This is a genomic window from Psychroserpens sp. SPM9 (genome assembly GCF_025153525.1).
GTDB lineage: Bacteria > Bacteroidota > Bacteroidia > Flavobacteriales > Flavobacteriaceae > Psychroserpens.
Genome location: NZ_JANZNR010000003.1, coordinates 521,724 through 546,679, shown reverse-complemented (window position 1 = coordinate 546,679; position 24,956 = coordinate 521,724). Strand labels below are relative to the sequence as shown.

The window sequence follows — 24,956 nt, the reverse complement described above, 5'->3', positions numbered from 1 at the left end:
ATGATTTTCAGAATGTATGACATGATTAACGCTCTATCTAAAGGTTTTTATTAGTAGGTGGTTCATAAGTAACTCGATAACAACTATAAATATATTATACATTTTTCCTATTTTTGCGAGAATGAACTTTACAGCACAACAAATAGCTGGAATTTTAGAAGGTGATATCATTGGAGATCCAGAGGTAGAAGTTTCTAAACTTTCAAAAATTGAAGAAGGGACAGAAGGCTCTTTGACCTTTTTAGCTAACCCTAAGTATAAGTCATATATCTATTCTACAAAAGCTTCGATTACAATCGTGAATAAGACTTTTGAACCAGAAAATGATATAACTACGACGCTTATAAAGGTTGATGATGCCTATAAGTCGTTTTCTAAACTCTTAGAATATTACAACCAGGTAAAACTGAATAAACACGGTATTGAACAACCATCCTTTATTTCTGAATCTGCGCAAGTAGGTGATGATATCTATGTTGGCGCATTCAGTTATATAGGAGATAATGTAACCATCGGAAAAAACGTGAAAATTTTTCCTAATTCATACATTGGTGATAATGTGACTATTGGTGATAATACCATTCTGTTTTCTGGAGCTAAAGTGTATTCGGAATGTGTCATAGGAAATAATTGTGTCATCAATTCTGGTGTTATTATTGGTGCTGACGGATTTGGTTTTGTGCCTGATGAAACAGGGGAATACAACAAAGTACCACAAACCGGAAACGTTATTATTGAAGACTTTGTCGACATTGGAGCGGCGACAACAATTGATAGAGCAACTTTAGGTTCTACAGTTATTAGAAGAGGAGTCAAATTAGATAACCAAATACAAATTGCTCACAATGTTGAGATTGGAAAAAACACTGTGATTGCTGCTCAAACAGGAATTGCAGGTTCTACCAAAATAGGAGAGAATTGTATTATTGGTGGCCAAGTTGGTTTCGCCGGACATTTAAACATTGGAAATAATGTAAAAATTCAAGCGCAATCTGGTATTGGAAGACATGTAAAAGATAATGAAGTACTGCAAGGCTCACCTTCATTTAATTATGGAGATTGGAACAAATCATACGTATACTTTAAAAATTTACCGAAAATTGTTAAATCCATAAATGATTTAGAAAAAAAAGTCAATGGGAATAATTAAAACAGACGTCAAACAAAAAACAATAGAGAAAGAAATTTCACTAACAGGAGTTGGGCTTCACACAGGTAAGGATGTTACTTTAACCTTTTGTCCTGCACCAGTTAATACTGGTTTTGCTTTTAAACGTGTCGATTTAGAAGGCGAACCTATTATAGAAGCCGATGCTAACTATGTCACCAACACACAACGTGGCACGTGTTTAGAAAAAAATGGCGTGACCATTCAAACTTCAGAGCATGTTTTAGCAGCTTTAGTTGGCCTCGATATTGACAACACTATAATTCAACTCAATGCTTCCGAACCTCCTATAATGGATGGTTCTTCAAAGTTTTTTGTTGAAGCTTTAGAAAAAGCAGGAATTGTTGAGCAGGACGATTTTAGAGAAGAATATGTGGTAACCGATGTGGTATCTTATTCTGATGAAGAATCAGGAAGTGAAATAATTGTTATGCCTGCTAAAGAATATCAGGTAACCACCATGGTTGATTTCGGTACCAAAGTATTAGGCACTCAAAATGCAACCTTAAATCATATCTCCGATTTTAAAGAGGATATTTCTGATTCTAGAACTTTTAGCTTTTTGCACGAACTCGAAACCTTATTAGAACATGGCCTGATTAAAGGTGGTGATCTTAACAATGCTATAGTTTACGTGGATAAAGAGCTATCTCCTGAAACCATGGACAAACTGCGTGTCGCATTTAAAAAAGATTCGATTGCTGTTAAACCTAATGGCATTCTAGATAACTTAACACTTCACCATCCTAATGAAGCCGCAAGACATAAATTATTAGATGTTGTTGGTGATCTGGCTTTAGTTGGAACGCGTATCAAAGGTAAAGTGATTGCCAATAAGCCTGGACATTTTGTCAATACGCAGTTCGCAAAAAAACTGTCGAAGATCATCAAAAATGAAAGACGGAATAATGTACCTTCTATTGATTTAAATCAGGAGCCTTTAATGGACGTGATACAAATTATGGAAATGTTGCCGCACAGACAACCATTTTTGTTACTGGATAAGGTTTTTGAATTATCTGATTCTCATGTCATCGGAGTTAAAAACGTAACCATGAACGAAGAGTTTTTCAAAGGACATTTTCCTGGAGCTCCAGTTATGCCTGGCGTTTTAATTGTTGAAGCTATGGCGCAAACAGGAGGGATTTTAGTACTAAGCACTGTGCCAGATCCGGAAAACTACCTTACGTTCTTTATGAAAATTGACAAAGTAAAGTTCAAACAAAAAGTGGTTCCTGGTGATACACTTATTTTTAAATGTGATCTTATAACGCCTATACGTCGTGGTATTTGTCACATGCAAGGCTATGCCTATGCCAATGGTAAGCTCTGTGCTGAAGCAGAACTAATGGCACAAATTTCAAAAGTTAAATAAAAAACAAATGAACCAACCTTTAGCTTACGTACATCCTGGTGCTAAAATTGCAAAGAATGTCGTCATAGAACCGTTTACAACTATCTATAATAATGTGACTATTGGAGAAGGCACTTGGATTGGTAGTAATGTTACCATCATGGAAGGTGCTCGTATTGGTAAAAATTGTAATATTTTTCCTGGTTCAGTTATTTCTGCTGTGCCTCAAGATTTAAAATACAATGATGAAGATACACTTACGATAATAGGGGATAACGTTACTATAAGAGAGTGTGTTACGATTAACAGAGGAACTACAGATAAAATGAAAACAGTTATAGGAAACAACTGTTTAATCATGGCCTATTGCCACGTTGCTCACGATTGTATTGTTGGTAATAATTGTATCTTTTCAAATAATAGTACATTGGCCGGACACATTAGCGTTGGTGACTATGTGGTTTTAGCGGGAATGACAGCTGTACATCAGTTTTGTTCTATCGGAAATCACGCCTTTGTAACTGGCGGTTCGTTAGTAAGAAAAGATGTGCCTCCTTTTGTAAAAGCTGCACGTGAACCTTTATCTTATGTTGGAATTAATTCTGTAGGCTTACGTCGCCGCGGATTTTCAACAGAAAAAATTAGAGAAATTCAAGATATATACAGAATATTATATCAGAAAAATTATAACAATACTCAGGCTTCCGATTTAATAGAAGCCGAAATGGAGGCAACTCCCGAACGTGATGAAATCCTTCAGTTTATTAAAAACTCGCATCGCGGAATCATGAAAGGATACTTTAAATCAAATTAATAAATTAGACCAAACATATTATGGCAAGTACTTCAGATATAAGAAATGGATTATGTATTAGATACAATCATGATATCTTCAAAATCATAGAATTTTTACATGTAAAACCTGGTAAAGGTCCAGCGTTCGTAAGAACCAAGCTAAAAAGTGTTACAACAGGAAAAGTTATTGATAACACCTTTTCTGCCGGACATAAAATTGAAGATGTACGTGTTGAAACTCATAAATTTCAATATCTATACAACGACGGTGAATTTTATCACTTTATGAATGAAGCAGATTACACTCAAATTCGTTTATTAGAAGCTGCATTAGATACGCCGGAATTAATGAAAGAAGGTGAAGTTGTTACTGTTCTAATTAACACCGAAGACAATATGCCGCTTTCTGTTGATATGCCTGCAAGTGTGGTTTTAGAAGTAATTGCTACTGAGCCTGGCGTTAAAGGAAATACAGCAACTAATGCGACTAAACCGGCGACTGTTGAGACAGGAGCAACTGTTAATGTCCCTTTATTTATTAATGAAGGCGATAAAATTAAAATTGAAACAGAAAAAGGAACCTACAAAGAACGTATCAAAGAATAAATGAAATTTCCTAAACCGCAAACACTTAAAGCGATTGCTGAACTCATTTCTACAGACTATGTAGGTGCTGATGATTTTCCGGTGTTAGGTATGAACGAAATTCATGTGGTCCAATCGGGTGATATTGTATTTGTAGACCATCCTAAGTATTATGACAAAGCTTTAGCGTCTGCAGCAACGATTGTTCTTATCAATAAAAAAGTAGATTGCCCAGAAGGTAAGGCCTTGCTAATTAGTGATGACCCGTTTAGAGATTTTAATAAATTAACATTACACTTTAAACCTTTTCAGTCGGCTAATAGCGCTATATCGTCTTCGGCAACGATTGGAAAAAACACCATTATACAACCTAATTGTTTTATTGGTCATAATGTAACTATTGGCGACAATTGTGTCATTCATTCTAATGTTAGTCTTTATGACGATACGGTTATTGGTGATAATGTTATTATTCATGCTGGAGCCGTTTTAGGTGGCAGTGCATTTTATTATAAAAACCGCCCTGAAGGCTTCGATCAGTTGCGTTCTGGTGGTCGTGTTGTTATTCAAAATAATGTCGACATAGGCGCTTTATGTACTATAGATAAAGGGGTTACCGCAGATACCATAATTGGAGAAGGTTCAAAACTTGATAATCAAATTCAAGTAGGTCATGATACCGTTATCGGAAAAAAATGCCTGATTGCTTCACAAGTCGGTATTGCTGGCTGTGTGGTTATAGAAGATGAAGTTACTATTTGGGGACAAGTTGGTATTACCAGCGGTATTACCATAGGAAAAAAAGCGGTCATATCTGCCAAAGCAGGCGTGAGCAAATCCTTAGAAGGGCATAAAAGTTATTTTGGTGTGCCTGCAGATGATTTTAGAAGTAAATACAAAGAAATCGCCGCCATACGTAAAATTCCTGAAATTTTAGAAAAACTAAAAAATATTTAAATGTCAGCAAAAGAAGTGGTTAAAGCGTTTTATGATATGGATTTGGCAAAATCTGAGGACGCTATAAATTTAATTCACAAGGATTGTAAACTGCTTTGGAATAGCAGTAATGGTTTCACCTCTTTAGATTATAATGGTATTAAAGAAATGCTAAACGGTTTGAGGAAATCATTTTTATCCTTTACTTATCGGGTGAGTCATTTACTAGAAGAAGGCAATACAGTAACAGCTAGATATACCATTTATGTAACGTCTATCGAACGTCCAGAAAAAGAAGATCCTTTAGCTCACTTTATCTCTATTTGGGAAGTAAAAGATGGCAAACTTTATAGAGGCTATGAAATAAGTCAGCCAGTCGATAACAGTTCAGAGAGTTTAAATTCTTATTCTGAAATAAAAGTTTAAAAAAATTTATAATTCCTATACAAAAACTTACTTTTGTCTTCGGAAATTAAATCAGTATAAAAAATCTTTCCGAAGCATAACTTAGTCAAATAAAAATCATATAAAACAAACACAAATGAGCGTTTTAGTTAATAAAGATTCAAAAATAATAGTTCAAGGATTTACAGGTAGTGAAGGAACGTTTCATGCCGAACAAATGATTGAATATGGAACCAATGTTGTTGGAGGTGTGACACCTGGAAAAGGCGGTCAAACACATCTTGATAAGCCTGTTTTTAATACGGTTGAAAAAGCTGTTAAAGAATTAGGTGCAGATACAACAATCATATTTGTTCCACCTGCTTTTGCTGCTGATGCTATTATGGAAGCTGCAGATGCTGGTATTAAAGTGATTATCACCATTACTGAAGGGATTCCTGTTGCTGATATGATTAAGGCTTCAGATTATATTAAAGGTAAAGACTGTCGCTTAATCGGACCAAATTGTCCGGGCGTGATCACACCAGGTGAAGCAAAAGTTGGTATTATGCCTGGATTTGTGTTTAAAAAAGGAAAAGTAGGTATCGTTTCTAAATCAGGAACCTTAACTTATGAAGCTGCAGATCAGGTTGTAAAACAAGGTCTCGGAATCACAACAGCAATCGGAATTGGTGGTGACCCAATTATCGGAACAACAACTAAAGAAGCTGTAGAATTATTAATCAATGACCCAGAAACTGAAGCGGTTGTGATGATTGGTGAAATTGGTGGTCAGTTAGAAGCCGATGCAGCTAATTGGTACAAAGCAAGTGGAAGTAAAAAACCAGTTGTAGGATTCATCGCTGGTGAAACGGCTCCTGCTGGTCGTACTATGGGACATGCTGGTGCTATTGTTGGCGGAAGTGATGATACCGCTCAAGCTAAAAAGAAAATTATGAGAGCTTGTGGAATTCATGTTGTTGACTCACCTGCAGAAATTGGTAAAAAAGTAGCCGAAGTTCTAAATTAATAGTACTTAGGCTGTTAAAATAAATATAAAATGGATTCGTTATAATTCCGTTGACAGTAACTTGTCAACGGAATTTTTTTTTTAATCAAATCAATCTAAATGAAACACATCAAACTATGGTTTGCAATTTGTATGATCACATTAGCATACAACTGTAAAACTGAAAATGAAAACAAAGATTTAGCCTATGCTGTTGAATCTAAAACAGATGCAAACGGATTCTCTTATGAATCGGTTGAAAATGACCCAACAGGTTTACGTTTGTATACTTTGGATAACGGACTTAAAGTTTATCTAAGTAAGAATGTAGATGAGCCAAAAATCCAAACCTATATCGCTGTTAAAGCAGGTTCAAATTACGACCCAAAAGAGTCTACAGGTTTAGCACACTATTTAGAACACATGGTCTTTAAAGGTACAGATGAAATTGGTGCAGCAGACTGGGAAAAAGAAAAAGTGTATTTAGACCAAATTTCAGAATTGTATGAACAACATAGAGCTGAAACCGATCCTGCAAAAAAATTAGAGCTTTATAAAAAGATTGACGAAGTATCTCTTGAGGCTTCAAATTATAGCATTGCCAATGAGTACGACAAAATGATGGCGTCACTTGGAGCTACAGGAACCAATGCTTATACTTGGTTTGAGCAAACCGTGTACACTAATAAAATCCCTGCAAACGAATTAGAAAAGTGGTTGCATTTAGAAGGAGAACGTTTTAGTCAACTTGTACTGCGTTTATTTCATACAGAATTAGAAGCTGTTTTTGAAGAATTTAATCGTGGTCAGGATAATGATGGACGTAAGCGTTACGCAGCAATGCTTGAAGGCCTATTTCCAAATCACCCTTATGGTCAACAAACAACTATTGGAACTGGTGAGCACTTAAAAAATCCGTCAATGGTCGATATTCATAATTATTTCGACACTTACTATGTGCCAAATAATATGGCGATGGTACTGGTTGGTGATATCGATTTTGATAAAACGATTAAAGAAGTCAATGATGTCTTCGGAAAATTTGAAAAGAAAGAGTTGGTTCATCCTACCTTACCAAAAGAAGAAGCAATCACAGCGCCTGTTGTTAACGAAGTTTTTGGACCTACTGCCGAAAGTGTTTCTATTGCTTTTAGAACTGAAGCTATGGGAACTGAACAAGAGAAATTAGTCACTATGGCTGATATGATTTTGGCGAATGGAAATGCAGGACTTATCGATTTAAACTTAAACCAGAAGCAATTGGTGCAATATGCAGGTTGTAGCCCAACATTCCTTAAAGAATATGGGTATCACACTTTTTCGGGTAGCCCTAAAGAAGGACAAACTTTAGATGAAGTGAAAGTATTGCTTTTAGCTCAAGTTGAAAAACTTAAAAAAGGGGAGTTTGACGAATGGATGATGGATGCCGTAATTAATGACTTAAAATTAAGTCAGACACAGCAATATGAAAACAATTCTGCTTTAGCCGATATGTATGTTGACGCTTTTATTAAAGAGCAAAACTGGAAACAACGTGTGCAATTTTTAGATGATTTGAAGAAAATCTCTAAACAAGAATTGGTAGATTTTGCTAATACGTTTTATAAAGATAATTATGTCATCACCTACAAAAGACAAGGTGAGGACTCTTCAATAGTTAAAGTTGAAAACCCAGGAATCACACCTGTTAATGTGAATAGAGAAATGAGCTCTCCATTCTTATTAAACTTTAATAAACTTGAATCTAAGCCATTACAGCCAAAATTTATTGATTACAAAAAGGAAATCAAAGAAACCAATACTGATAATGGTATTAAAGTAGCCTATATCAACAATGAGAAAAACGACTTGTTTGATATGAATATCATTTTTGATATGGGAAGTGATAACGATAAAAAGCTAGGACTTGCCGCTGGATATATGGAATACTTAGGTACCGATAAATATACTGCGGAAGAACTTAAAAAAGAATTCTACAAACTCGGTGTTAACTATTATGTGAGCGCTGGTGGTGAAACGACTTATGTTGGACTAAATGGTTTAAAGGAAAACTTACCTAAAGGTTTAGAGCTTTTAGAACACCTTTGGAATAACGCCGTACCAGATCAAGAGGCATACGACAAATATGTAGAGTCTATCGTAAAAGGTAGAGTTGATGGCAAATCTCAAAAAGGAAATATCCTATGGAACGGTCTGATGAATTATGGTAAATACGGTGAAAATTCACGTTTGAGAAATATCTTTCAAGCAAATGAATTGAAAGCTATGGATCCTGCTGAATTGGTAGATATTATTAAAGAAATGAAAAACTTTGAACAACGTGTTTTTTACTACGGAAAAGATATCGATGCTGCTGTAACTGCTTTGAATACGAGTCATAAAGTAGCTGAAGATTTAAAATCATATCCTGAAGCTATGGCGTATCTGGAAAAAGAAACAGGCGGCAATGTGTATTTCGTAGATTTTGATATGGTGCAATCTGAAATGTTATTCTTAGCAAAAGGTGAGCCTTTCAAAGCCGAAAATATGGCAGCTTCTACTTTGTTTAATACTTACTTTGGTAGCGGATTATCATCTATCGTCTTCCAGGAAATTAGAGAATCTAAATCTTTAGCCTATTCTGCATTTTCTAGCTACAGTACAGCAAGCAAAAAAGAAGATAATAACTACGTGATGGCTTACATGGGAACGCAGGCTAACAAAATGCCGCAAGCTGTTGATGCAATGATGGAACTAATGACCAACATGCCAGAAGCCGAAGAACAATTTAACGCGGCAAAAGAAGCTACTCTTAAAAAATTAGCAGCGCAGCGTATTACAAAATCAAGTGTGTTCTGGAGTTATGAGCGTCTTAAAAAACTTGGTATCGATAATGACAACCGAGAAGAAATGTACAATGCCATAAAAAATATGACAATGGCAGATTTACGTGAGTTCTTTAATACAAACATTAAAGGTGAAAACTATAATGTTATGGTGATTGGCAATAAAAAGGATGTCGATTTTAAAGCCTTAGAAAAATTAGGTAAAGTTCAGGAAATGGATATTGACTATCTTTTTAACTACGAACAGCCTGAAGAAATTAAAATGTAAATCTCAATAAATAAGATTCATTTTATAGAATATCTAATAGATTAAAACTGTTAAAAACCTCACAAGAATTTGTGAGGTTTTTATATGTTGTGCAACTTGTATTTCATATATTTGAATACCAACTATTAAAATGTATATAATGAAATTATTAGAAGGAAAAACTGCAATTATTACTGGCGCTAGCCGCGGAATTGGTAAAGGTATTGCTGAAGTTTTTGCGCAACATGGAGCTAATGTTGCATTTACATACAGCGCTTCTGTTGAAGCTGCAAATGCATTAGAAAAAGAATTAAATAGTCAGGGCATTAAAGCTAAAGGCTATCAAAGTAATGCTGCAAATTTTGAAGAGGCTCAGCAACTCGCTGAAGCTGTTTTAGCCGAATTTGGTAGCATCGATATTTTAATCAATAACGCTGGAATCACTAAAGACAATCTTCTTATGAGAATGGGAGAGGAGGATTTTGATAAAGTCATCGAAGTCAACTTAAAATCTGTGTTTAATATGACCAAAGCGGTTCAACGTACCATGTTAAAACAACGTAAAGGTTCTATAATTAATATGAGTTCTGTTGTTGGTGTCAAAGGGAATGCTGGTCAAACTAATTATGCGGCTTCTAAAGCTGGTATTATTGGATTTTCAAAATCTGTGGCGCTAGAACTAGGATCTAGAAATATTAGAAGTAACGTGATTGCGCCTGGTTTTATAGAAACTGAAATGACTGCCAAATTAGACGAAGAAACAGTGAAAGGCTGGCGTAATGCTATTCCGTTAAAACGTGGCGGAAACCCTGAAGACATTGCCAACGCTTGTGTGTTTTTAGCTAGTGACATGAGTGCTTATATCACTGGGCAGACCTTAAATGTTGATGGCGGAATGTTAACTTAATATCGTTTTATATTCATTGCAAACTGAAACAATAACATATATTATCATATCTGGAATCATAGCGCTTTTACTAGCGCTTTTTCAGTATGTATACAAGTCAAAGATTAAGGGCAAAAGAGCTATTCTGCTAACGGCTTTGCGCTTTATAACATTGTTTTCGGTATTTCTACTACTCATTAATCCGAAATTCGATAAAGTCACATATTTTAATGAAAAGCCAAATCTCGTTGTAGCAGTCGATAATTCAGAATCGATTACCTACCTCAATCAGTCGCAAAACACTTCAGATTTCATCAATTCTTTAAAAGAAAATGAAGCGCTTAATGAAAATTTTAATTTAGAGTTTTTTAGCTTCGGAAAAGAAGTGCGGCAAACAGATTCATTAGCATTCGACGAAAAACAGTCTAACCTTGCTTTAGTATTTGAACGCTTAGCTGAAGTGTATAGCAATTCCATTTCGCCAACCCTACTTATTTCTGATGGAAATCAAACCTACGGAACCGATTATGCTTATTTAACCAAACGTTATAAACAAGCTGTGTTTCCTGTCATTCTTGGCGATACAACCACTTATACAGATCTTAAAATTCAACAGTTAAACGTTAACCGCTATGCCTATTTAAAAAACAAGTTTCCTGTTGAAATCATAGCCACCTACAATGGCAATTCGACAGTCAATTCGCAGTTGAAGATTTCGGTAGGAGCCAGTACTGTTTTTTCAAAACCACTCACATTTAGTAAAACCCAAACGTCTCAAATTGTTAATCTAACCTTACCTGCTAATCGTGTAGGCGTGACGAGTTATAAAGCAGAAGTTATTCCGTTAGATAACGAAAAAAATACAATCAACAATAGTAAAAACTTCGCTGTAGAAGTGATTGATCAAAAGACGAATGTGGCTATTGTATCCGACATATTACATCCCGATTTAGGCGCACTCAAGAAATCTATTGAAAGTAATGAACAACGCCATGCAGAGATATTATCCTCGACAGATTTTTTATTAAAACCTAATGATTTTCAACTGGTTATTGTCTATCAGCCAAATAATAACTTTAGGTCGCTTTTCAATGAGATTGAACGTCTAAAACTGAATAAAATCGTGATTACTGGTACCAAAACCAACTGGTCATTACTCAATCAGTTGCAAGGTAATTACAAGCAACAACAAACCAATCAAACGGAAGACTATCAGGCCAGTCTGAATCAAAACTACGCTACCTTTATTGTTGATAATTTGAATTTTAGTGAGTTTCCGCCACTTCAAGGTGAGTTTGGTGAAACTTCGTTTGCGGTACCTTATGAAACGTTACTATATAAAAGCGTCAACGGAAACGATTTAAACGAACCTTTACTAGCTACGTTTGAAATCAATGAGAAACGGGAAGCCTTAATCTTAGGCGAAGGGATTTGGAGATGGCGTGCTCAGGCGTATCTCAACGAAAACTCATTTCATACTTTCGATAACTTCATCGGCAAATTAGTACAGTATTTAAGTACCAACCAACGTCGTACACGTCTCAATGTAAATTATGAGTCTTTTTATAATGGCAATGATAATGTAAGCATTACGGCTCAGTTTTTTAATAAGAATTACGAATTTGAAACCAATGCCAATCTCAATATAACGCTTAAAAATAATGAGACCGATAAAACGGTTACTTTTCCTTTTGTGCTAAAAAACACGAATTATGAGGTCGATTTAAGCGGATTAGAAGCTGGAACCTATAGTTTTACGGTTAAGGTGAACACTGAAAATATTTCAAAATCTGGTGAACTCAAAATACTGGATTATAATGTCGAACAACAATTCTTAAATGCCAATGTCACTAAACTTGAAAGTTTAGCGAGTCAAAGTGAAGGAACAGCTTATTTTATAGACAATACAAGTTCGGTTATTAATGATTTACTCAACGATTCTAGGTTTGCAACTATTCAAAAAAGCACTAAAAAAGTCGTACCTTTGATAGACTGGAAATACCTTCTGGGACTCATCGCGTTAAGTCTTGCGACTGAGTGGTTTATAAGAAAATATAACGGACTTATATAAAAACAAAAACTATGGAAAAATTACCTAAAATCGCATTACCAGTTCTTTTTGGTATTGTGGTCGTACTTATTTTATTATTTAAATCGGCAGTTACCATCGATTCTGGTCATGCCGGCGTTGTACACGAAACTCTAGGGCAAGGTGTAGACCCAAATGAACCTCCTTTAGGACCTGGATTTCATATTATCGCGCCTTGGAATCGTGTTATAGATTATGAGACACGTCAGCAAGAAATGCCAGAAAAAATGTCGGTATTATCATCTAATGGTTTAGATATAAAACTCGATGCTTCGGTATTATACGAGCCAGATTTTAATAATTTGGGAAGATTACACAATGAAAAAGGGCAGGAGTATATGAGCAGAGTTTTACAACCAGCCATCAGAAGTGCCGCAAGAAGTGTTGTTGGTCGCTATACACCAGAACAGTTATACTCTTCAAAGCGTGATGCCATTCAGGATGAAATCTTAGAAGAAACTAAAAAAATTGTAGAACCTCAATTTATTCAAATTAATGATATTTTAATCCGTGATGTGACCTTACCACCAACGATTAAGCAGGCTATTGAACGTAAACTGAAGCAAGAACAAGAATCGTTAGAATACGAATTTAGACTCGTTACCGCAGAAAAAGAAGCACAAAAGGTGCGAATCGAGGCACAAGGTAAAGCTGATGCCAATAAAATATTAAGTGCGTCACTTACTGATAAAATTCTTCAGGATAAAGGAATTGACGCTACGATTAAACTTTCGGAGTCTCCTAACAGCAAAGTGATTGTCATTGGTTCTGGAGATTCTGGAATGCCTATTATTTTGGGGAATCAATAAGATATAAGTGAAACGAAGCTTACTTTTTCTCTTTGCATTTTGTAGTCTCAACCTGTTTGCTCAGGAAGATGATCAATTGCATTATCTTGATTTGGTCGAATCGTATTATGATAAACAAACGAAGCAGCCGCTGTTTATTTACGATCGCATGAACGGAAAAATTATAGACACACTTCATAATATTGATGACAAACATGCTTGGTATAAAATTGCTATCTTAGATAGTGATTATGGCTGGTTTAAAATTAAAAATATCCAACGCCTTCCAGGTTCATACAAAAACTACGATCATGAAAACCATTGGGTGAGATCAACTAATTTCTTGATTTCTGTGGATGTTTACGGAGAGAACCATCGTGCTTATCTCTATGATGAACCTAGGAAATCATCTAATAAAATCCATAAAATTGACAGCTTTAAACGGGTAAATGTTTTAGAAACCAATGATTTATGGGCAAAAGTGAGTTTTGTTGTTGCTAAAAAAGAGGTGATTGGTTGGCTTAGTTTTAAAGACCAATGTGCTTATCCTTGGACAACCTGTCCTAAGTATGATGAGTAATTCTTAATTTAAAGGCTTAATATTAATAAATTCATAAAACGTATTATTAGATTAGGATTATTGAATTTTAATTTGCAATATTTGTAAAGACAAAACAAAGACATGACATTTATTCAATTACATCATCATCATTTTCATACTGGCACTCAAGCGAGCTGAAAATGTATTGAATAAAATCAAGATATTTAAAAACCGTTTGAGTAAATCAAACGGTTTTTTATTTCTTCATCTTTAAGAAATTTCTCCAAAACGATTTACTCAAACACAATAAAACCACAATGAGTAAATTAAAAATTGCAGTACAAAAATCGGGAAGACTATACGACGACTCTATGAAAATCCTAAAGGATGTCGGTATTTTAGTCGATAACGGAAAAGATCAACTTAAAGCTTCAGCAAAAAACTTTCCTTTAGAGGTCTTCTATTTGAGAAATGGCGATATTCCACAGTATTTAAAAGACGGTGTTGTTGATGCCGCTATCATTGGCGAAAATATTCTAGTCGAAAAAGGTCAAGGCATTTCATTCATTGAAAAACTTGGATTTTCAAGTTGTAAAGTTTCTGTAGCTGTTCCGAAATCAAAAACCTATACATCTATTAAAGACCTTGAAGGCAAGCGAATTGCCACCTCATACCCAAATACTGTCAGTCAGTTTTTAGAGGAGCAACAAGTGAATGCAAAATTACACATCATTAACGGATCGGTTGAAATTGCTCCAAACATTGGGTTGGCCGATGCCATTGTTGATATTGTTTCCAGCGGTAGCACCTTGTTTAAAAACGGATTAAAAGAGGTGGAAGTTTTATTGAAATCTGAAGCAGTTTTAGCTGTTTCGCCTTTAATTTCTTCGGAAAACAAACAAATATTAAACAAACTTCAATTTAGATTACAATCGGTATTAAGAGGCCGACAGAGCAAATATGTATTGCTAAATGCACCCGACGAAAAGCTGGAAGCTATTGTTAATATCTTACCAGGAATGAACAGTCCCACAATTTTGCCGCTTGCTAAAAAAGGCTGGAGCTCGTTACACTCTGTGATTAATAAGCATGAGTTTTGGGAAATTATTGATGAACTCAAGCTAAATGGCGCAGAAGGAATTTTAGTATGTCCAATCGAAAACATGGTTTTATAATGAAAACAATCATAAATCCTAAAACATCAAGCTGGTCTGACTTATTAAAAAGACCAACGCAGACTCTAGAAAATATTGAAAATACGGTCAATCAAATATTTAGTGACGTTGAAAGAAGTGGCGACAAAGCGATTAATAAGTATACCGAATTATTTGATGGTGCAACTTTAGAATCTGTAATTGTAAGCGCTAATGAAATTGCAGACGCAACAAATCAGGTTTCAGAAGAATTAAAACAAGCCATTCAAACAGCTAAACAAAACATACAACTTTTTCACAGTGCACAAAAAACAGAACGTGTAAGTGTTCAAACTGCTGTAGGAATTGAATGTTGGCAAGATAAACGTCCGATACAAAAAGTAGGTTTGTATATTCCTGGCGGAACAGCACCTTTATTTTCTACAGTTTTAATGCTTGCTGTGCCTGCTCAAATTGCAGGTTGTAAAGAGATTGTTTTATGTTCGCCACCAAACAGAGAAGGAAAAATTGCTAATGAAATCCTCTACGCAGCCCAATTATGTGGCGTTACAAAAATCATTAAAGTTGGAGGTATTCAGGCTATTGCCGGATTAACTTTTGGAACCACAGCGATACCGAAGGTCTATAAAATTTTCGGACCCGGAAACCAATACGTGACAGTTGCCAAACAATTAGCCACTAAATATGGGGTTGCTATCGATATGCCTGCGGGCCCAAGTGAATTACTCGTCGTTGCCGATGATTCTGCAAATGCGGCTTATGTAGCATCAGATTTACTAAGCCAGGCAGAACATGGCAGTGATAGCCAGGTGATTTTAGTCTCAACCTCAAAGTCACTAATCGCTAAGGTTTCTGAAGAAGTTGAAACGCAAATTCAAAACTTACCACGAAAGGCTTTCGCGCAAAAAGCAATCGATAATTCAAAACTTATTTATGTAGATTCCGATGTGGTAGCTTTAAAAATGATTAACGCATATGCCCCCGAACACTTAATCGTATGTACAAATAATAACGATTTTTATGTCGATCAAATTGAAAATGCTGGTTCGGTTTTTATAGGGAATTACACTCCGGAAAGTGCTGGTGATTATGCGTCTGGCACCAATCATACATTGCCTACTAACGGATTTAGTAAAGCCTATTCTGGGGTTAACCTGGATAGTTTTACCAAGAGCATTACGTTTCAGAAGATTTCCAAAGAAGGTATTTTAAATATTGGAAATACCATTGAGTTAATGGCCGAAGCAGAAGGGCTGCAAGCCCATAAAAATGCAGTGACATTGCGATTAAACGATTTAAAAAAATAATCGAGTTATGAATAACGAAACCTTAAAGTTTAAGTTTAGTCTAAACGATTATATTAGACCAAATATAAAAGCCCTAAAACCTTATGCTTCGGCTCGAGATGAGTTTAAAGAGAATGAAGAGGGTATGGTGTTTTTAGATGCCAATGAGAATCCGTTTGACAATGGTGTAAATCGCTATCCTGATCCGCAACAAAAACAACTAAAGTCACGTTTAAGCACTTTAAAAAGGGTTGCTGAAGAACAACTACTTTTAGGAAACGGAAGTGACGAAGTTTTGGATTTAATCTTTAGAGCATTTTGTGAACCTAACCAAGATTCGGTTATCACTTTGCCACCAACCTATGGCATGTATGAGGTGTTAGCAAGTCTAAATGCAATTGCTGTTCAAAAAATTGAATTGGATGCGAATTTCGAACCTAGAGTTGATGTGATTCTGAAGGCTGCTACAACAGCAACTAAAATTTTGTTTTTATGCTCGCCAAATAATCCGACGTCAAATAGTTTTAAGGCTAAAACCATCGAAAAATTAGTGACCAATTTTAATGGTATTGTGGTTATAGACGAAGCTTATATTGACTTTTCAAATCAGGAAAGTTGGATTCGTAGACTGGATGAATTTTCAAATTTAATTGTTATACAAACTTTATCCAAAGCTTATGGAATGGCAGGAATCCGACTGGGAATTTGTTATGCTTCTGAAGCTATTATTTCAGTATTAAACCGAATAAAACCGCCATACAATGTTAACACGCTTACGCAGCAAAAAGCCCTAGAACTTTTAAGCAAACCACAAACACTTTCCGAAGACATTCAAAAGATTTTAGAACAACGAAAGGTCTTGATGGAAGCCTTACAAAATATATCTTGTATTAAAAGTGTTCAGCCTTCTGATGCAAACTTTATTTTAGCTAAAGTTGACGATGCCACCAAACGATATGATGAGTTAATATCTAAAGGTTTGGTTATACGCAACAGAACCAACCAGCCTTTATGCAACAATTGTTTGCGTTTTACAGTCGGTTCACCAGAAGAAAACAGTAAATTAATTTCAGCATTAAAATCATTATCATAATCATGAAACGAGTATTATTTATAGATAGAGACGGCACACTCATTAAAGAGCCAGCAGATGAGCAAATTGATGCATTTGAAAAACTGGAATTCTACCCAAAAGTCTTTCAGTATTTAAGCAAAATTGCTAAAGAACTGGATTTTGAAATCGTTATGATTACCAATCAGGATGGTTTAGGAACTTCGGTTTATCCAGAGAACACCTTCTGGCCAGTGCACAATTTTATTATCAAAACCTTTGAAGCCGAAGGTATTAGTTTTGAAGAACAATTTATTGACCGAACATTTGCAAAAGATAATGCACCAACACGCAAACCAAATACGGGCTTGTTAACCAAGTATTTTTCTTCGGCATACGATTTAGAAAATTCATTTGTTATTGGTGATCGATTAACTGATATTGAACTTGCTAAAAATCTTGGTTCTAAAGGAATTTTTATCAATGATAATACCAATTTAGGGACTGATGAAATCACCGTAAAGCGTGAAACTCTTGATAAATTTATCGCGCTAGAAAGTAACGATTGGGAAGTGATTTATAGCTTCTTAAAAACGGATGCTAGAACAGGAAGTATTGAGCGAAATACCAATGAAACAAAAATTAAAATTGATGTAAATCTAGATGGCAAAGGTCAAAGTAATATAGATACCGGAATTGCCTTTTTTGATCATATGTTAGACCAAATTGCGCGTCACGGACAACTAGATTTGGCGATTAAAGTAGATGGTGACTTAGATGTTGACGAACACCACACCATCGAAGATACTGCTATTGCGCTTGGTGAAGTATTCGCTACAACATTGGGTAATAAATTAGGAATTGAACGCTACGGATTCGCATTGCCTATGGATGATTGTTTTGCACAGGTTGCCATAGATTTTGGTGGACGAAACTGGTTGGTTTGGGATGCTGAATTTAAACGTGAAATGATTGGTAAAATGCCCACTGAAATGTTTTATCACTTTTTTAAATCCTTTACCGATGGTGCCAAATGCAATCTCAATATTAAAGCTGAAGGCACCAATGAGCATCACAAAATTGAAGCTATATTTAAAGCTTTTGCAAAGGCTATAAAAATGGCCGTTAAACGCGATGTGGAAAAAATGATTTTGCCTAGTACTAAAGGCGTACTCTAAATATTGTCAATGAAAACAGTTATTATAAATTATGGTGCCGGAAATATTAAAAGTATCCAGTTTGCTTTTAAACGATTAGGTGTTGATGCTCAACTTTCGAAGGATCCGGAAGCGATAGAAGCCGCTGATAAAGTTATCTTTCCTGGTGTTGGTGAGGCGAGTTCTGCAATGCATATGCTTAAACAAAGCGGTTTAGACAGGTTGATTCCAAAGTTAACACAGCCCGTTTTAGGCATCTGTTTAGGGATGCAATTAATGTGCAACCATAGCGATGAAGGTCAAACAAACGGACTTGGTATTTTTGATGTGGAAGTGAAACGATTTTCTAAAGCCGTTAAAGTACCGCAAATGGGATGGAATACCATTCACAATTTAAAATCAAATTTATTTCATAACATTAATGACGCAGAGTTCATGTATCTTGTACATAGTTATTATGCTGAAATATGTCAAGAAACCATTGCCACATCTCATTATGAATCTGAATACTCCACAGCCTTGAAAAGTGATAACTTTTATGGCGTTCAATTTCATCCAGAGAAAAGCAGTTTAGCAGGAGAACGACTATTAAAAAACTTTTTAAATTTATGAGAATTATACCCGCAATAGATATTATAGATGGTAAATGTGTACGTCTCACACAAGGGGACTACAATACCAAAACCATATATAATGAAAATCCGATAGAAGTTGCCAAAGAATTTGAAGGCGCAGGAATACAATATTTGCACCTAGTGGATTTAGATGGAGCTAAAGCACAACACATTGTCAATTATAAAGTTTTAGAGCAAATCACATCTAAAACAAACCTTAAAATTGATTTTGGCGGCGGCTTAAAATCTGATGAAGATTTACATATCGCCTTCAATTCTGGAGCAAAACAAATTACAGGTGGAAGTATTGCTGTTAAAAATCCGAACGTTTTTGAAGGTTGGATTTCAAAATATGGCGGCACAAAAATTATCCTTGGAGCAGATTGTAATGATGAAAAAATAGCAGTAAGTGGCTGGCAAGAAGCTAGTAACATAAACATCATTCCCTTTATAAAATCTTATGAATTAAAAGGCGTTAATTATGTTATTTGTACCGATATAGCTAAAGATGGCATGCTCGAAGGTCCTTCATTCGATTTGTATAAACGAATTTTAAGCGAGACCAAACATATTAAACTAATTGCCTCTGGAGGCGTAACTTCTATAAATGACCTTAATGTTCTAGAAGATTTAGGCTGTGAAGCTGCTATTATTGGCAAAGCACTTTATGAAGGTCACATAAGTTTGAGAGATTTAGAAACTTATTCATAGGCTATGCTTACAAAACGTATTATTCCGTGTTTAGACATCAAAAATGGCAGAACTGTAAAAGGTGTCAATTTTGTAAACTTACGCGATGCTGGTGATCCAGTAGAATTAGCCAAACAGTATGCCAGACTTGGTGCAGACGAATTGGTGTTTTTAGATATTTCGGCAACACTAGAAGGTCGAAAAACCATGCATGACATGGTACTTAAAGTGGCAGAACAGGTCAATATTCCATTTACAGTTGGTGGTGGCATTTCTTCAATTAAAGATGTAGACGACTTACTCCATTGTGGTGCCGATAAAGTTTCAATCAATTCGAGCGCTATTAAAAGACCAGAGCTTATCAATGAATTGGCCGATAAATTTGGAAGCCAATGTGTGGTTGTCGCTATCGACGCCAAACAAATTGATAACGAGTGGATGGTGCATTTGGCTGGTGGCACAATTCCGACGAAGCATTATTTATTTGACTGGGCTAAAGAAGTTGAAAGCAGAGGTGCTGGAGAGATTTTATTTACGTCAATGAATAACGACGGAACTAAATCAGGCTTCGCAAATGAAGCATTAGCAAAACTGGCTGAAACGGTTAATATTCCAATAATTGCTTCCGGTGGCGCAGGAACTATACAGCATTTTATCGACACGTTTAAAATTGGAAAAGCTGATGCTGCTTTGGCGGCCAGTGTTTTTCACTTTGGTGAAATCGATATTATAGATTTAAAAAAAGAATTAAAAAAACAGCATATAGAAATACGGCTTTAAGTCGATTTTTACTGAAGACATTTCAGTAGTAATAATCAAAATAGATCCTATGAATATAGATTATACTAAAAATAACGGACTTGTTCCTGCAATTATTCAAGATGAAACGACACACAAGGTATTGATGTTGGGTTATATGAATCAAGAGGCGCTAAATAAAACATTAGAAACGCAACTGGTGACATTTTTTAGCAGAACAAAACAACGCTTATGGACTAAAGGTGAAGAGAGCGGACATGTGCTTAAGTTGGTGAGTATAAAACTAGATTGTGATAGTGACACACTTTTAATTAAAGTAACGCCTGAAGGACCAACATGTCACAAAGGATCTGATACCTGCTGGAATGAAGATAATATTCGAGATTATGGTTTTTTAACAACATTAGAAACTATTATTGCTGATAGAAAAAATAATGCTGCTGAAGACACATCTTATGTCGCATCTTTATTTGCAAAAGGCATTAATAAAATTGCTCAAAAAGTAGGCGAGGAGGCAGTGGAAGTTGTTATTGAAGCTAAAGATTCTAATGATGATTTATTTTTAAATGAAAGTGCCGATTTGTTATTTCATTATTTAATTTTACTACAAGCTAAAGGCTTTGAAATTAATGACATAATAAAAATTTTGGAGCAGAGAGCTGTCAAGTAAAAGTGTATTTTGTCGAATATTTTCGCATATTATCGATTAATGTTTTTTTTAATCGAATAATTTTTGATTTCAACGGTTTTTTTTGGTGATTTTTTAAGTTTGTTCTGACAAAAATTGTTTAACTAAATTTTCACCCAAATCTTATGAAAAACTTTACACCTACTTTAGTTTTATCATTTTTTTTGTGCTTAATTAAATATTCAGATGCACAAGAAAAACCCGGATTTTATATCCAAAACCAGGACATAGTCCATGAGAGTAAACTTCAAAATTCCGCTAATGAAGAAGCCAACTTAAATCGACTATTGCCAATTACTTACACCTTTGATGATGGTTGGTTTCCTAGCAACCCAATAGGAATTGCCACTTCAATTGATGCAATTGTTATAGAATCAGGAACTGTAAATATTTCCACTAATACAGTTTGTGATAACTTAGTCATTAACCCTGGAGCTGCAGTAACCATTGACGCAGGAGCAACCCTAACATCTGCTGTTGTCGATTTAAATTCTACATCTCAAATGTTCTCAAGCTTAATTGCTGATGGCATAATTATAGGCGAGGTAAATTACCACAGATTTGCTTCTCAAATTGGAACGAATGACTTGATTTCATCACCTGTTTCTAACCAGTTATTTGAAGCTTTCGCGTTACTCAATACTGGTGAATTAGCAGCTTCGGGCTTCATAAGGGCTTTTGCTCCTTATAATACAGTCGCTGGAGCTTATCAAAATTACAATATCCTTACGAATGCATTAACAGCAATTGAATCTGGTATTGGATACAGAGTGGCGACCAATAGTGGAAGTACTTTAACGTTTTCAGGAACCATTAGAACCGATGATGTGTTAGATATCCCAATTTCTGATGCTGCTGCTGGTGACGCCTGGAATTTAATTGGAAACCCTTATCCGTCATACCTTGACTTCAATGCTTTTTTTGATTTAAACAAATCACAATTTGATAATGCTTCTTATCAGGCTATTTATGGTTATGATGGTGATGCTTCAGATGGATGGACTGTTTGGAATCAAGCTACAATTGATTCGCCAGCGATCACAGAATTGATTGCGCCTGGTCAGGCTTTCTTCGTAAAAGCTAAATCTGGAGGCGGATTTATAGATTTTACCACATCGATGCGTTGTTCTGGTACATCTGATGATTTTATTTTAGGACGAAATGCAACATCGGCACATCACGGACATATAAAACTAAGTTTAAATTCTAGCAATGCGAATTATAGTACCGACTTTTATTTTAATAGTAATGCTTCTGAAGGGTTTGATCCAGGTTATGATGCAGCGGTTTACGGCGGACCTTCAGCGTTTTCAATTTATTCACATTTAGTGGAAAATAACACAGGAACCGCTTTTGCTATTCAGTCACTAAATCCTGATGCCATGTATGATGTTTCTGTTCCTTTAGGTATTAATGCAACTCAAGGACAGGAAATCACAATCAGTATTGTAGAAACAGACATGCCTGATACTATCGATATTTATTTAGAAGACACTGTTAACAATTCACTTACCTTGTTAACCACTAATGATTTTGTTTACACGCCAAACACTGATTTATCTGGAACAGGTCGCTTTTTTCTTCGGTTTGCTTCAGATGTGCTAAACGCTAACAAATCTAACTTAGAGACACTAAGCATATACAGCAACACAAAAGATAAAACAATTATAGTGTCTGGTGAATTACAAAATGGAACAGTAGCAAAATTATATGATGTGAATGGTCGTTTGCTATTTACAAACACTTTAAATGCTGCCACCACTCAAAATACAATTAATACGAGTCCGTTTAGTTCTGGTATTTACATGCTGGAAATAAACAACACTGCAAATGAAAAACGAATGCAAAAATTAATCATACAATAATACTTAACAAACCACAATCTAAATAAGCCGTCGTGATCTTTAATTATGGCGGCTTATTTTATTTGCTCTATTATCAGACTACAAAGAAGTATACTTCCAAAAATTTTGTAAAAACTCATAAAATAGCGTTCTTGCTTTTATGTTTAACAAACGCTATTATTACTTAATAAAAATTCAATATTTAGGGTATCGTTTTCATGGTTGGCAAAAACAACCCAAACTGAAAACCATTCATTTAATGATTGACAGAACTCTAAATTTTATTCTCGACGGAAAAAAATTTAAAACCTTAGGTTCTGGTCGCACAGATGCTATGGTGTCTGCCAATGAAACCGCTTTCGAATTATTTATCTATGAAAAAATAGAAGATGAAATCGCTTTTTTAGAATTGTTTAATCATAACCTTCCTCAAGATTTAAGAGCCTTAGCTATTGAAGAAGTAGATGCCGAATTTAATATTATTCAGCATTCAAAAATTAAAGAGTATGTGTATTTATTTGCCTACGGACAAAAATGTCATCCGTTTTGTGCGCCAATAATGACAACCATTCTTGACGATTTGGATATCGATCTCATGATTCAAGGTGCGCAATTATTTGAAGGCACACATAATTTTAAACCTTATTGTTTTAGAGCCACAGATAATGGCTTATACGAAAGAACCGTTGATAGCTGCACACTTACTAAAAACCAATTGTTTACAGCTAATTTCTTTCCAGAAAACACCTACACACTCATTGTCAAAGGAAAAGGTTTTGGACGCAACCAGATTCGTTTAATGATGGGAACACTCATCAAATTAGGTAGAGGTGAAGTAGACTTAAATTATATCAAAGATTCACTCCAGTTTGAAAGTACCGAGGTGATGGATTTTATTGCACCTGCATCAGGATTGATTTTGAATTCGGTGGAATTTGAATAAACTCTTAAAAAAAGCGCAACATAGTAAGTGCTGTAATACTGAACACTAATTACTCATTACTTTTTTATATTTTCAATCGTGCCGAAGCCATCACACTTTGGTCCGCATAATCTCCTTCTAAAAATTTGAGATAGCCAACAATAGCAATCATGGCCGCATTATCGGTCGTGTATTCAAACTTTGGAATATACGTCGTCCAGCCAAACTTATGCTCACCATCTTTTAAAGCTTGACGGATTCCAGAATTAGCCGAAACACCTCCACCAATCGCAATGTGCTTGATACCTGTGTCTTTAGACGCTAATTTAAGTTTGTCAATTAAAATGCCAATAATGGTATACTGAATTGAAGCACAAATATCATTCAAGTGCTCTTCAATAAAATTCGGGTTGAGTTTTACCTGCTTCTGAACAAAATATAAAATGGCAGTTTTTAATCCTGAAAAGCTAAAATTCAATCCGTCAACTTTCGGTTTTGTAAAAGCAAAGGCTTTGGGATTTCCCAATTTAGCACGTTTATCAATTTCGGGACCTGCAGGATAACCTAAACCTAAGAGTTTTCCGCTTTTATCAAATGCTTCGCCTACAGCATCATCGATAGTTTCGCCAATAACTTCCATTTCAAAATAGGAAGTCACCTTAACAATTTGAGTGTGACCACCAGAAATTGTCATTGCCAAAAACGGGAAAGACGGCTTTTTAAAATCGGCTTCGTCAATAAAATGTGCTAAAATATGAGCTTGCATATGATTAACATCAATTAATGGAATATTCAAACCGTAAGCCAAGGATTTTGCAAAAGAGGTTCCTACTAATAAAGATCCCATTAAACCTGGGCCACGCGTAAATGCAATAGCACTTAACTGCGACTTCTTAACGCCCGCTTTTTTAAGCGCTTGATCAACCACTGGAACTATATTTTGCTGATGCGCTCTAGATGCTAGTTCTGGCACAACGCCACCATAGTCTTCATGAATTTTTTGACTGGCTATAATGTTACTTAATATTTTACCGTTATGCATTACAGCAGCAGCTGTATCATCACAGGAAGACTCAATAGCAAGAATATATATATTTTGTGAGGTCATTAATACAAATTAGGCACAATAATTGTTAATTTTGAGGTCAAAGTTATAACTTTCAAAGCGTATCAAAAAATTCCTG

General features: G+C 35.3%; 23 protein-coding genes. 22 read left to right on the top strand and 1 reads right to left on the bottom strand.

Annotated elements, in window-relative coordinates; genetic code table 11:
- The first annotated feature begins 121 nt into the window (after window positions 1-121).
- The 22 genes from lpxD (at window position 122) to N4270_RS08715 (ending at window position 23,793) form a co-directional block, all read left to right on the top strand.
- Window positions 122-1,150 (top strand): UDP-3-O-(3-hydroxymyristoyl)glucosamine N-acyltransferase, encoded by a 1,029-nt coding sequence (gene lpxD / locus N4270_RS08820; RefSeq protein ID WP_260096660.1) that lies wholly within the window; start codon window positions 122-124, stop codon window positions 1,148-1,150.
- On the top strand, window positions 1,137-2,543 hold the full coding sequence (locus N4270_RS08815; RefSeq protein WP_260096659.1) for a bifunctional UDP-3-O-[3-hydroxymyristoyl] N-acetylglucosamine deacetylase/3-hydroxyacyl-ACP dehydratase: 1,407 nt from the start codon (window positions 1,137-1,139) through the stop codon (window positions 2,541-2,543). Before lpxD ends, N4270_RS08815 begins: the two co-directional genes overlap by 14 nt.
- A gap of 7 nt (window positions 2,544-2,550) precedes the next feature.
- The gene (gene lpxA / locus N4270_RS08810) at window positions 2,551-3,336 is read left to right on the top strand and encodes an acyl-ACP--UDP-N-acetylglucosamine O-acyltransferase (protein ID WP_260096658.1); all 786 of its coding nucleotides are present in this window, start codon (window positions 2,551-2,553) and stop codon (window positions 3,334-3,336) included.
- A gap of 20 nt (window positions 3,337-3,356) precedes the next feature.
- On the top strand, window positions 3,357-3,923 hold the full coding sequence (gene efp / locus N4270_RS08805; RefSeq protein WP_260096657.1) for an elongation factor P: 567 nt from the start codon (window positions 3,357-3,359) through the stop codon (window positions 3,921-3,923).
- The gene (locus N4270_RS08800) at window positions 3,924-4,859 is read left to right on the top strand and encodes a UDP-3-O-(3-hydroxymyristoyl)glucosamine N-acyltransferase (protein ID WP_260096656.1); all 936 of its coding nucleotides are present in this window, start codon (window positions 3,924-3,926) and stop codon (window positions 4,857-4,859) included. It abuts the gene before it with no gap.
- On the top strand, window positions 4,860-5,264 hold the full coding sequence (locus tag N4270_RS08795; RefSeq protein WP_260096655.1) for a nuclear transport factor 2 family protein: 405 nt from the start codon (window positions 4,860-4,862) through the stop codon (window positions 5,262-5,264).
- A 115-nt stretch (window positions 5,265-5,379) separates the two neighbouring features.
- Window positions 5,380-6,252: a succinate--CoA ligase subunit alpha gene (gene sucD / locus N4270_RS08790; RefSeq protein WP_260096654.1), complete on the top strand. Its 873-nt coding sequence runs from the start codon at window positions 5,380-5,382 to the stop codon at window positions 6,250-6,252.
- A 99-nt stretch (window positions 6,253-6,351) separates the two neighbouring features.
- A complete protein-coding gene (locus N4270_RS08785; RefSeq protein ID WP_260096653.1) occupies window positions 6,352-9,324 on the top strand; it encodes a pitrilysin family protein in 2,973 nt (990 codons plus the stop codon).
- A 139-nt stretch (window positions 9,325-9,463) separates the two neighbouring features.
- Entirely contained in the window at window positions 9,464-10,210 is a 747-nt protein-coding gene (gene fabG / locus N4270_RS08780; protein ID WP_260096652.1) for a 3-oxoacyl-[acyl-carrier-protein] reductase, read from the top strand.
- Between the two features lie 16 nt (window positions 10,211-10,226).
- On the top strand, window positions 10,227-12,260 hold the full coding sequence (locus tag N4270_RS08775; protein ID WP_260096651.1) for a VWA domain-containing protein: 2,034 nt from the start codon (window positions 10,227-10,229) through the stop codon (window positions 12,258-12,260).
- A gap of 11 nt (window positions 12,261-12,271) precedes the next feature.
- A complete protein-coding gene (locus tag N4270_RS08770; protein ID WP_260096650.1) occupies window positions 12,272-13,087 on the top strand; it encodes a prohibitin family protein in 816 nt (271 codons plus the stop codon).
- 7 nt (window positions 13,088-13,094) lie between these two features.
- Entirely contained in the window at window positions 13,095-13,646 is a 552-nt protein-coding gene (locus tag N4270_RS08765) for a hypothetical protein (RefSeq protein ID WP_260096649.1), read from the top strand.
- Between the two features lie 278 nt (window positions 13,647-13,924).
- Complete coding sequence (gene hisG, locus N4270_RS08760) at window positions 13,925-14,782, top strand: ATP phosphoribosyltransferase (RefSeq protein WP_260096648.1); 858 nt, start codon at window positions 13,925-13,927, stop codon at window positions 14,780-14,782.
- Complete coding sequence (gene hisD, locus N4270_RS08755; RefSeq protein WP_260096647.1) at window positions 14,782-16,068, top strand: histidinol dehydrogenase; 1,287 nt, start codon at window positions 14,782-14,784, stop codon at window positions 16,066-16,068. Before hisG ends, hisD begins: the two co-directional genes overlap by 1 nt.
- Window positions 16,069-16,075: 7 nt before the next feature.
- Window positions 16,076-17,140, top strand: coding sequence for a histidinol-phosphate transaminase (gene hisC / locus N4270_RS08750; RefSeq protein ID WP_260096646.1), 1,065 nt, complete (start codon window positions 16,076-16,078; stop codon window positions 17,138-17,140).
- Window positions 17,141-17,142: 2 nt separating this feature from the next.
- Entirely contained in the window at window positions 17,143-18,276 is a 1,134-nt protein-coding gene (gene hisB / locus N4270_RS08745; RefSeq protein ID WP_260096645.1) for a bifunctional histidinol-phosphatase/imidazoleglycerol-phosphate dehydratase HisB, read from the top strand.
- 9 nt (window positions 18,277-18,285) lie between these two features.
- Window positions 18,286-18,867: an imidazole glycerol phosphate synthase subunit HisH gene (gene hisH, locus N4270_RS08740; protein ID WP_260096644.1), complete on the top strand. Its 582-nt coding sequence runs from the start codon at window positions 18,286-18,288 to the stop codon at window positions 18,865-18,867.
- Complete coding sequence (gene hisA, locus N4270_RS08735) at window positions 18,864-19,580, top strand: 1-(5-phosphoribosyl)-5-[(5-phosphoribosylamino)methylideneamino]imidazole-4-carboxamide isomerase (RefSeq protein ID WP_260096643.1); 717 nt, start codon at window positions 18,864-18,866, stop codon at window positions 19,578-19,580. The genes hisH and hisA overlap by 4 nt, the downstream gene beginning before the upstream one ends.
- Window positions 19,581-19,583: 3 nt before the next feature.
- Entirely contained in the window at window positions 19,584-20,339 is a 756-nt protein-coding gene (gene hisF, locus N4270_RS08730; RefSeq protein WP_260096642.1) for an imidazole glycerol phosphate synthase subunit HisF, read from the top strand.
- A 49-nt stretch (window positions 20,340-20,388) separates the two neighbouring features.
- On the top strand, window positions 20,389-20,988 hold the full coding sequence (hisIE, locus tag N4270_RS08725; RefSeq protein ID WP_260096641.1) for a bifunctional phosphoribosyl-AMP cyclohydrolase/phosphoribosyl-ATP diphosphatase HisIE: 600 nt from the start codon (window positions 20,389-20,391) through the stop codon (window positions 20,986-20,988).
- A gap of 143 nt (window positions 20,989-21,131) precedes the next feature.
- Window positions 21,132-22,871 (top strand): T9SS type A sorting domain-containing protein, encoded by a 1,740-nt coding sequence (locus tag N4270_RS08720; protein WP_260096640.1) that lies wholly within the window; start codon window positions 21,132-21,134, stop codon window positions 22,869-22,871.
- A 139-nt stretch (window positions 22,872-23,010) separates the two neighbouring features.
- Entirely contained in the window at window positions 23,011-23,793 is a 783-nt protein-coding gene (locus N4270_RS08715; RefSeq protein WP_260096639.1) for a tRNA pseudouridine(38-40) synthase TruA, read from the top strand.
- Window positions 23,794-23,857: 64 nt separating this feature from the next.
- On the opposite strand, the gene tsaD is transcribed toward N4270_RS08715, so the two are convergent.
- Window positions 23,858-24,880, bottom strand: coding sequence for a tRNA (adenosine(37)-N6)-threonylcarbamoyltransferase complex transferase subunit TsaD (gene tsaD / locus N4270_RS08710; RefSeq protein WP_260096638.1), 1,023 nt, complete (start codon window positions 24,878-24,880; stop codon window positions 23,858-23,860).
- Window positions 24,881-24,956: the final 76 nt, after the last annotated feature.

Bases quoted from the DNA above. Each gene is read 5' to 3' on its own strand.
- N4270_RS08800 (WP_260096656.1), top strand. From the start codon at position 3,924: ATGAAATTTCCTAAACCGCAAACACTTAAAGCGATTGCTGAACTCATT.
- hisB (WP_260096645.1), top strand. From the start codon at position 17,143: ATGAAACGAGTATTATTTATAGATAGAGACGGCACACTCATTAAAGAG.
- fabG (WP_260096652.1), top strand. From the start codon at position 9,464: ATGAAATTATTAGAAGGAAAAACTGCAATTATTACTGGCGCTAGCCGC.
- hisH (WP_260096644.1), top strand. From the start codon at position 18,286: ATGAAAACAGTTATTATAAATTATGGTGCCGGAAATATTAAAAGTATC.
- N4270_RS08720 (WP_260096640.1), top strand. From the start codon at position 21,132: ATGAAAAACTTTACACCTACTTTAGTTTTATCATTTTTTTTGTGCTTA.
- tsaD (WP_260096638.1), bottom strand. From the start codon at position 24,880: ATGACCTCACAAAATATATATATTCTTGCTATTGAGTCTTCCTGTGAT.
- lpxA (WP_260096658.1), top strand. From the start codon at position 2,551: ATGAACCAACCTTTAGCTTACGTACATCCTGGTGCTAAAATTGCAAAG.
- hisG (WP_260096648.1), top strand. From the start codon at position 13,925: ATGAGTAAATTAAAAATTGCAGTACAAAAATCGGGAAGACTATACGAC.
- hisIE (WP_260096641.1), top strand. From the start codon at position 20,389: ATGAATATAGATTATACTAAAAATAACGGACTTGTTCCTGCAATTATT.
- hisC (WP_260096646.1), top strand. From the start codon at position 16,076: ATGAATAACGAAACCTTAAAGTTTAAGTTTAGTCTAAACGATTATATT.
- hisF (WP_260096642.1), top strand. From the start codon at position 19,584: ATGCTTACAAAACGTATTATTCCGTGTTTAGACATCAAAAATGGCAGA.
- N4270_RS08815 (WP_260096659.1), top strand. From the start codon at position 1,137: ATGGGAATAATTAAAACAGACGTCAAACAAAAAACAATAGAGAAAGAA.
- hisA (WP_260096643.1), top strand. From the start codon at position 18,864: ATGAGAATTATACCCGCAATAGATATTATAGATGGTAAATGTGTACGT.
- hisD (WP_260096647.1), top strand. From the start codon at position 14,782: ATGAAAACAATCATAAATCCTAAAACATCAAGCTGGTCTGACTTATTA.
- N4270_RS08785 (WP_260096653.1), top strand. From the start codon at position 6,352: ATGAAACACATCAAACTATGGTTTGCAATTTGTATGATCACATTAGCA.
- lpxD (WP_260096660.1), top strand. From the start codon at position 122: ATGAACTTTACAGCACAACAAATAGCTGGAATTTTAGAAGGTGATATC.
- N4270_RS08770 (WP_260096650.1), top strand. From the start codon at position 12,272: ATGGAAAAATTACCTAAAATCGCATTACCAGTTCTTTTTGGTATTGTG.
- sucD (WP_260096654.1), top strand. From the start codon at position 5,380: ATGAGCGTTTTAGTTAATAAAGATTCAAAAATAATAGTTCAAGGATTT.
- efp (WP_260096657.1), top strand. From the start codon at position 3,357: ATGGCAAGTACTTCAGATATAAGAAATGGATTATGTATTAGATACAAT.
- N4270_RS08715 (WP_260096639.1), top strand. From the start codon at position 23,011: ATGTTTAACAAACGCTATTATTACTTAATAAAAATTCAATATTTAGGG.
- N4270_RS08795 (WP_260096655.1), top strand. From the start codon at position 4,860: ATGTCAGCAAAAGAAGTGGTTAAAGCGTTTTATGATATGGATTTGGCA.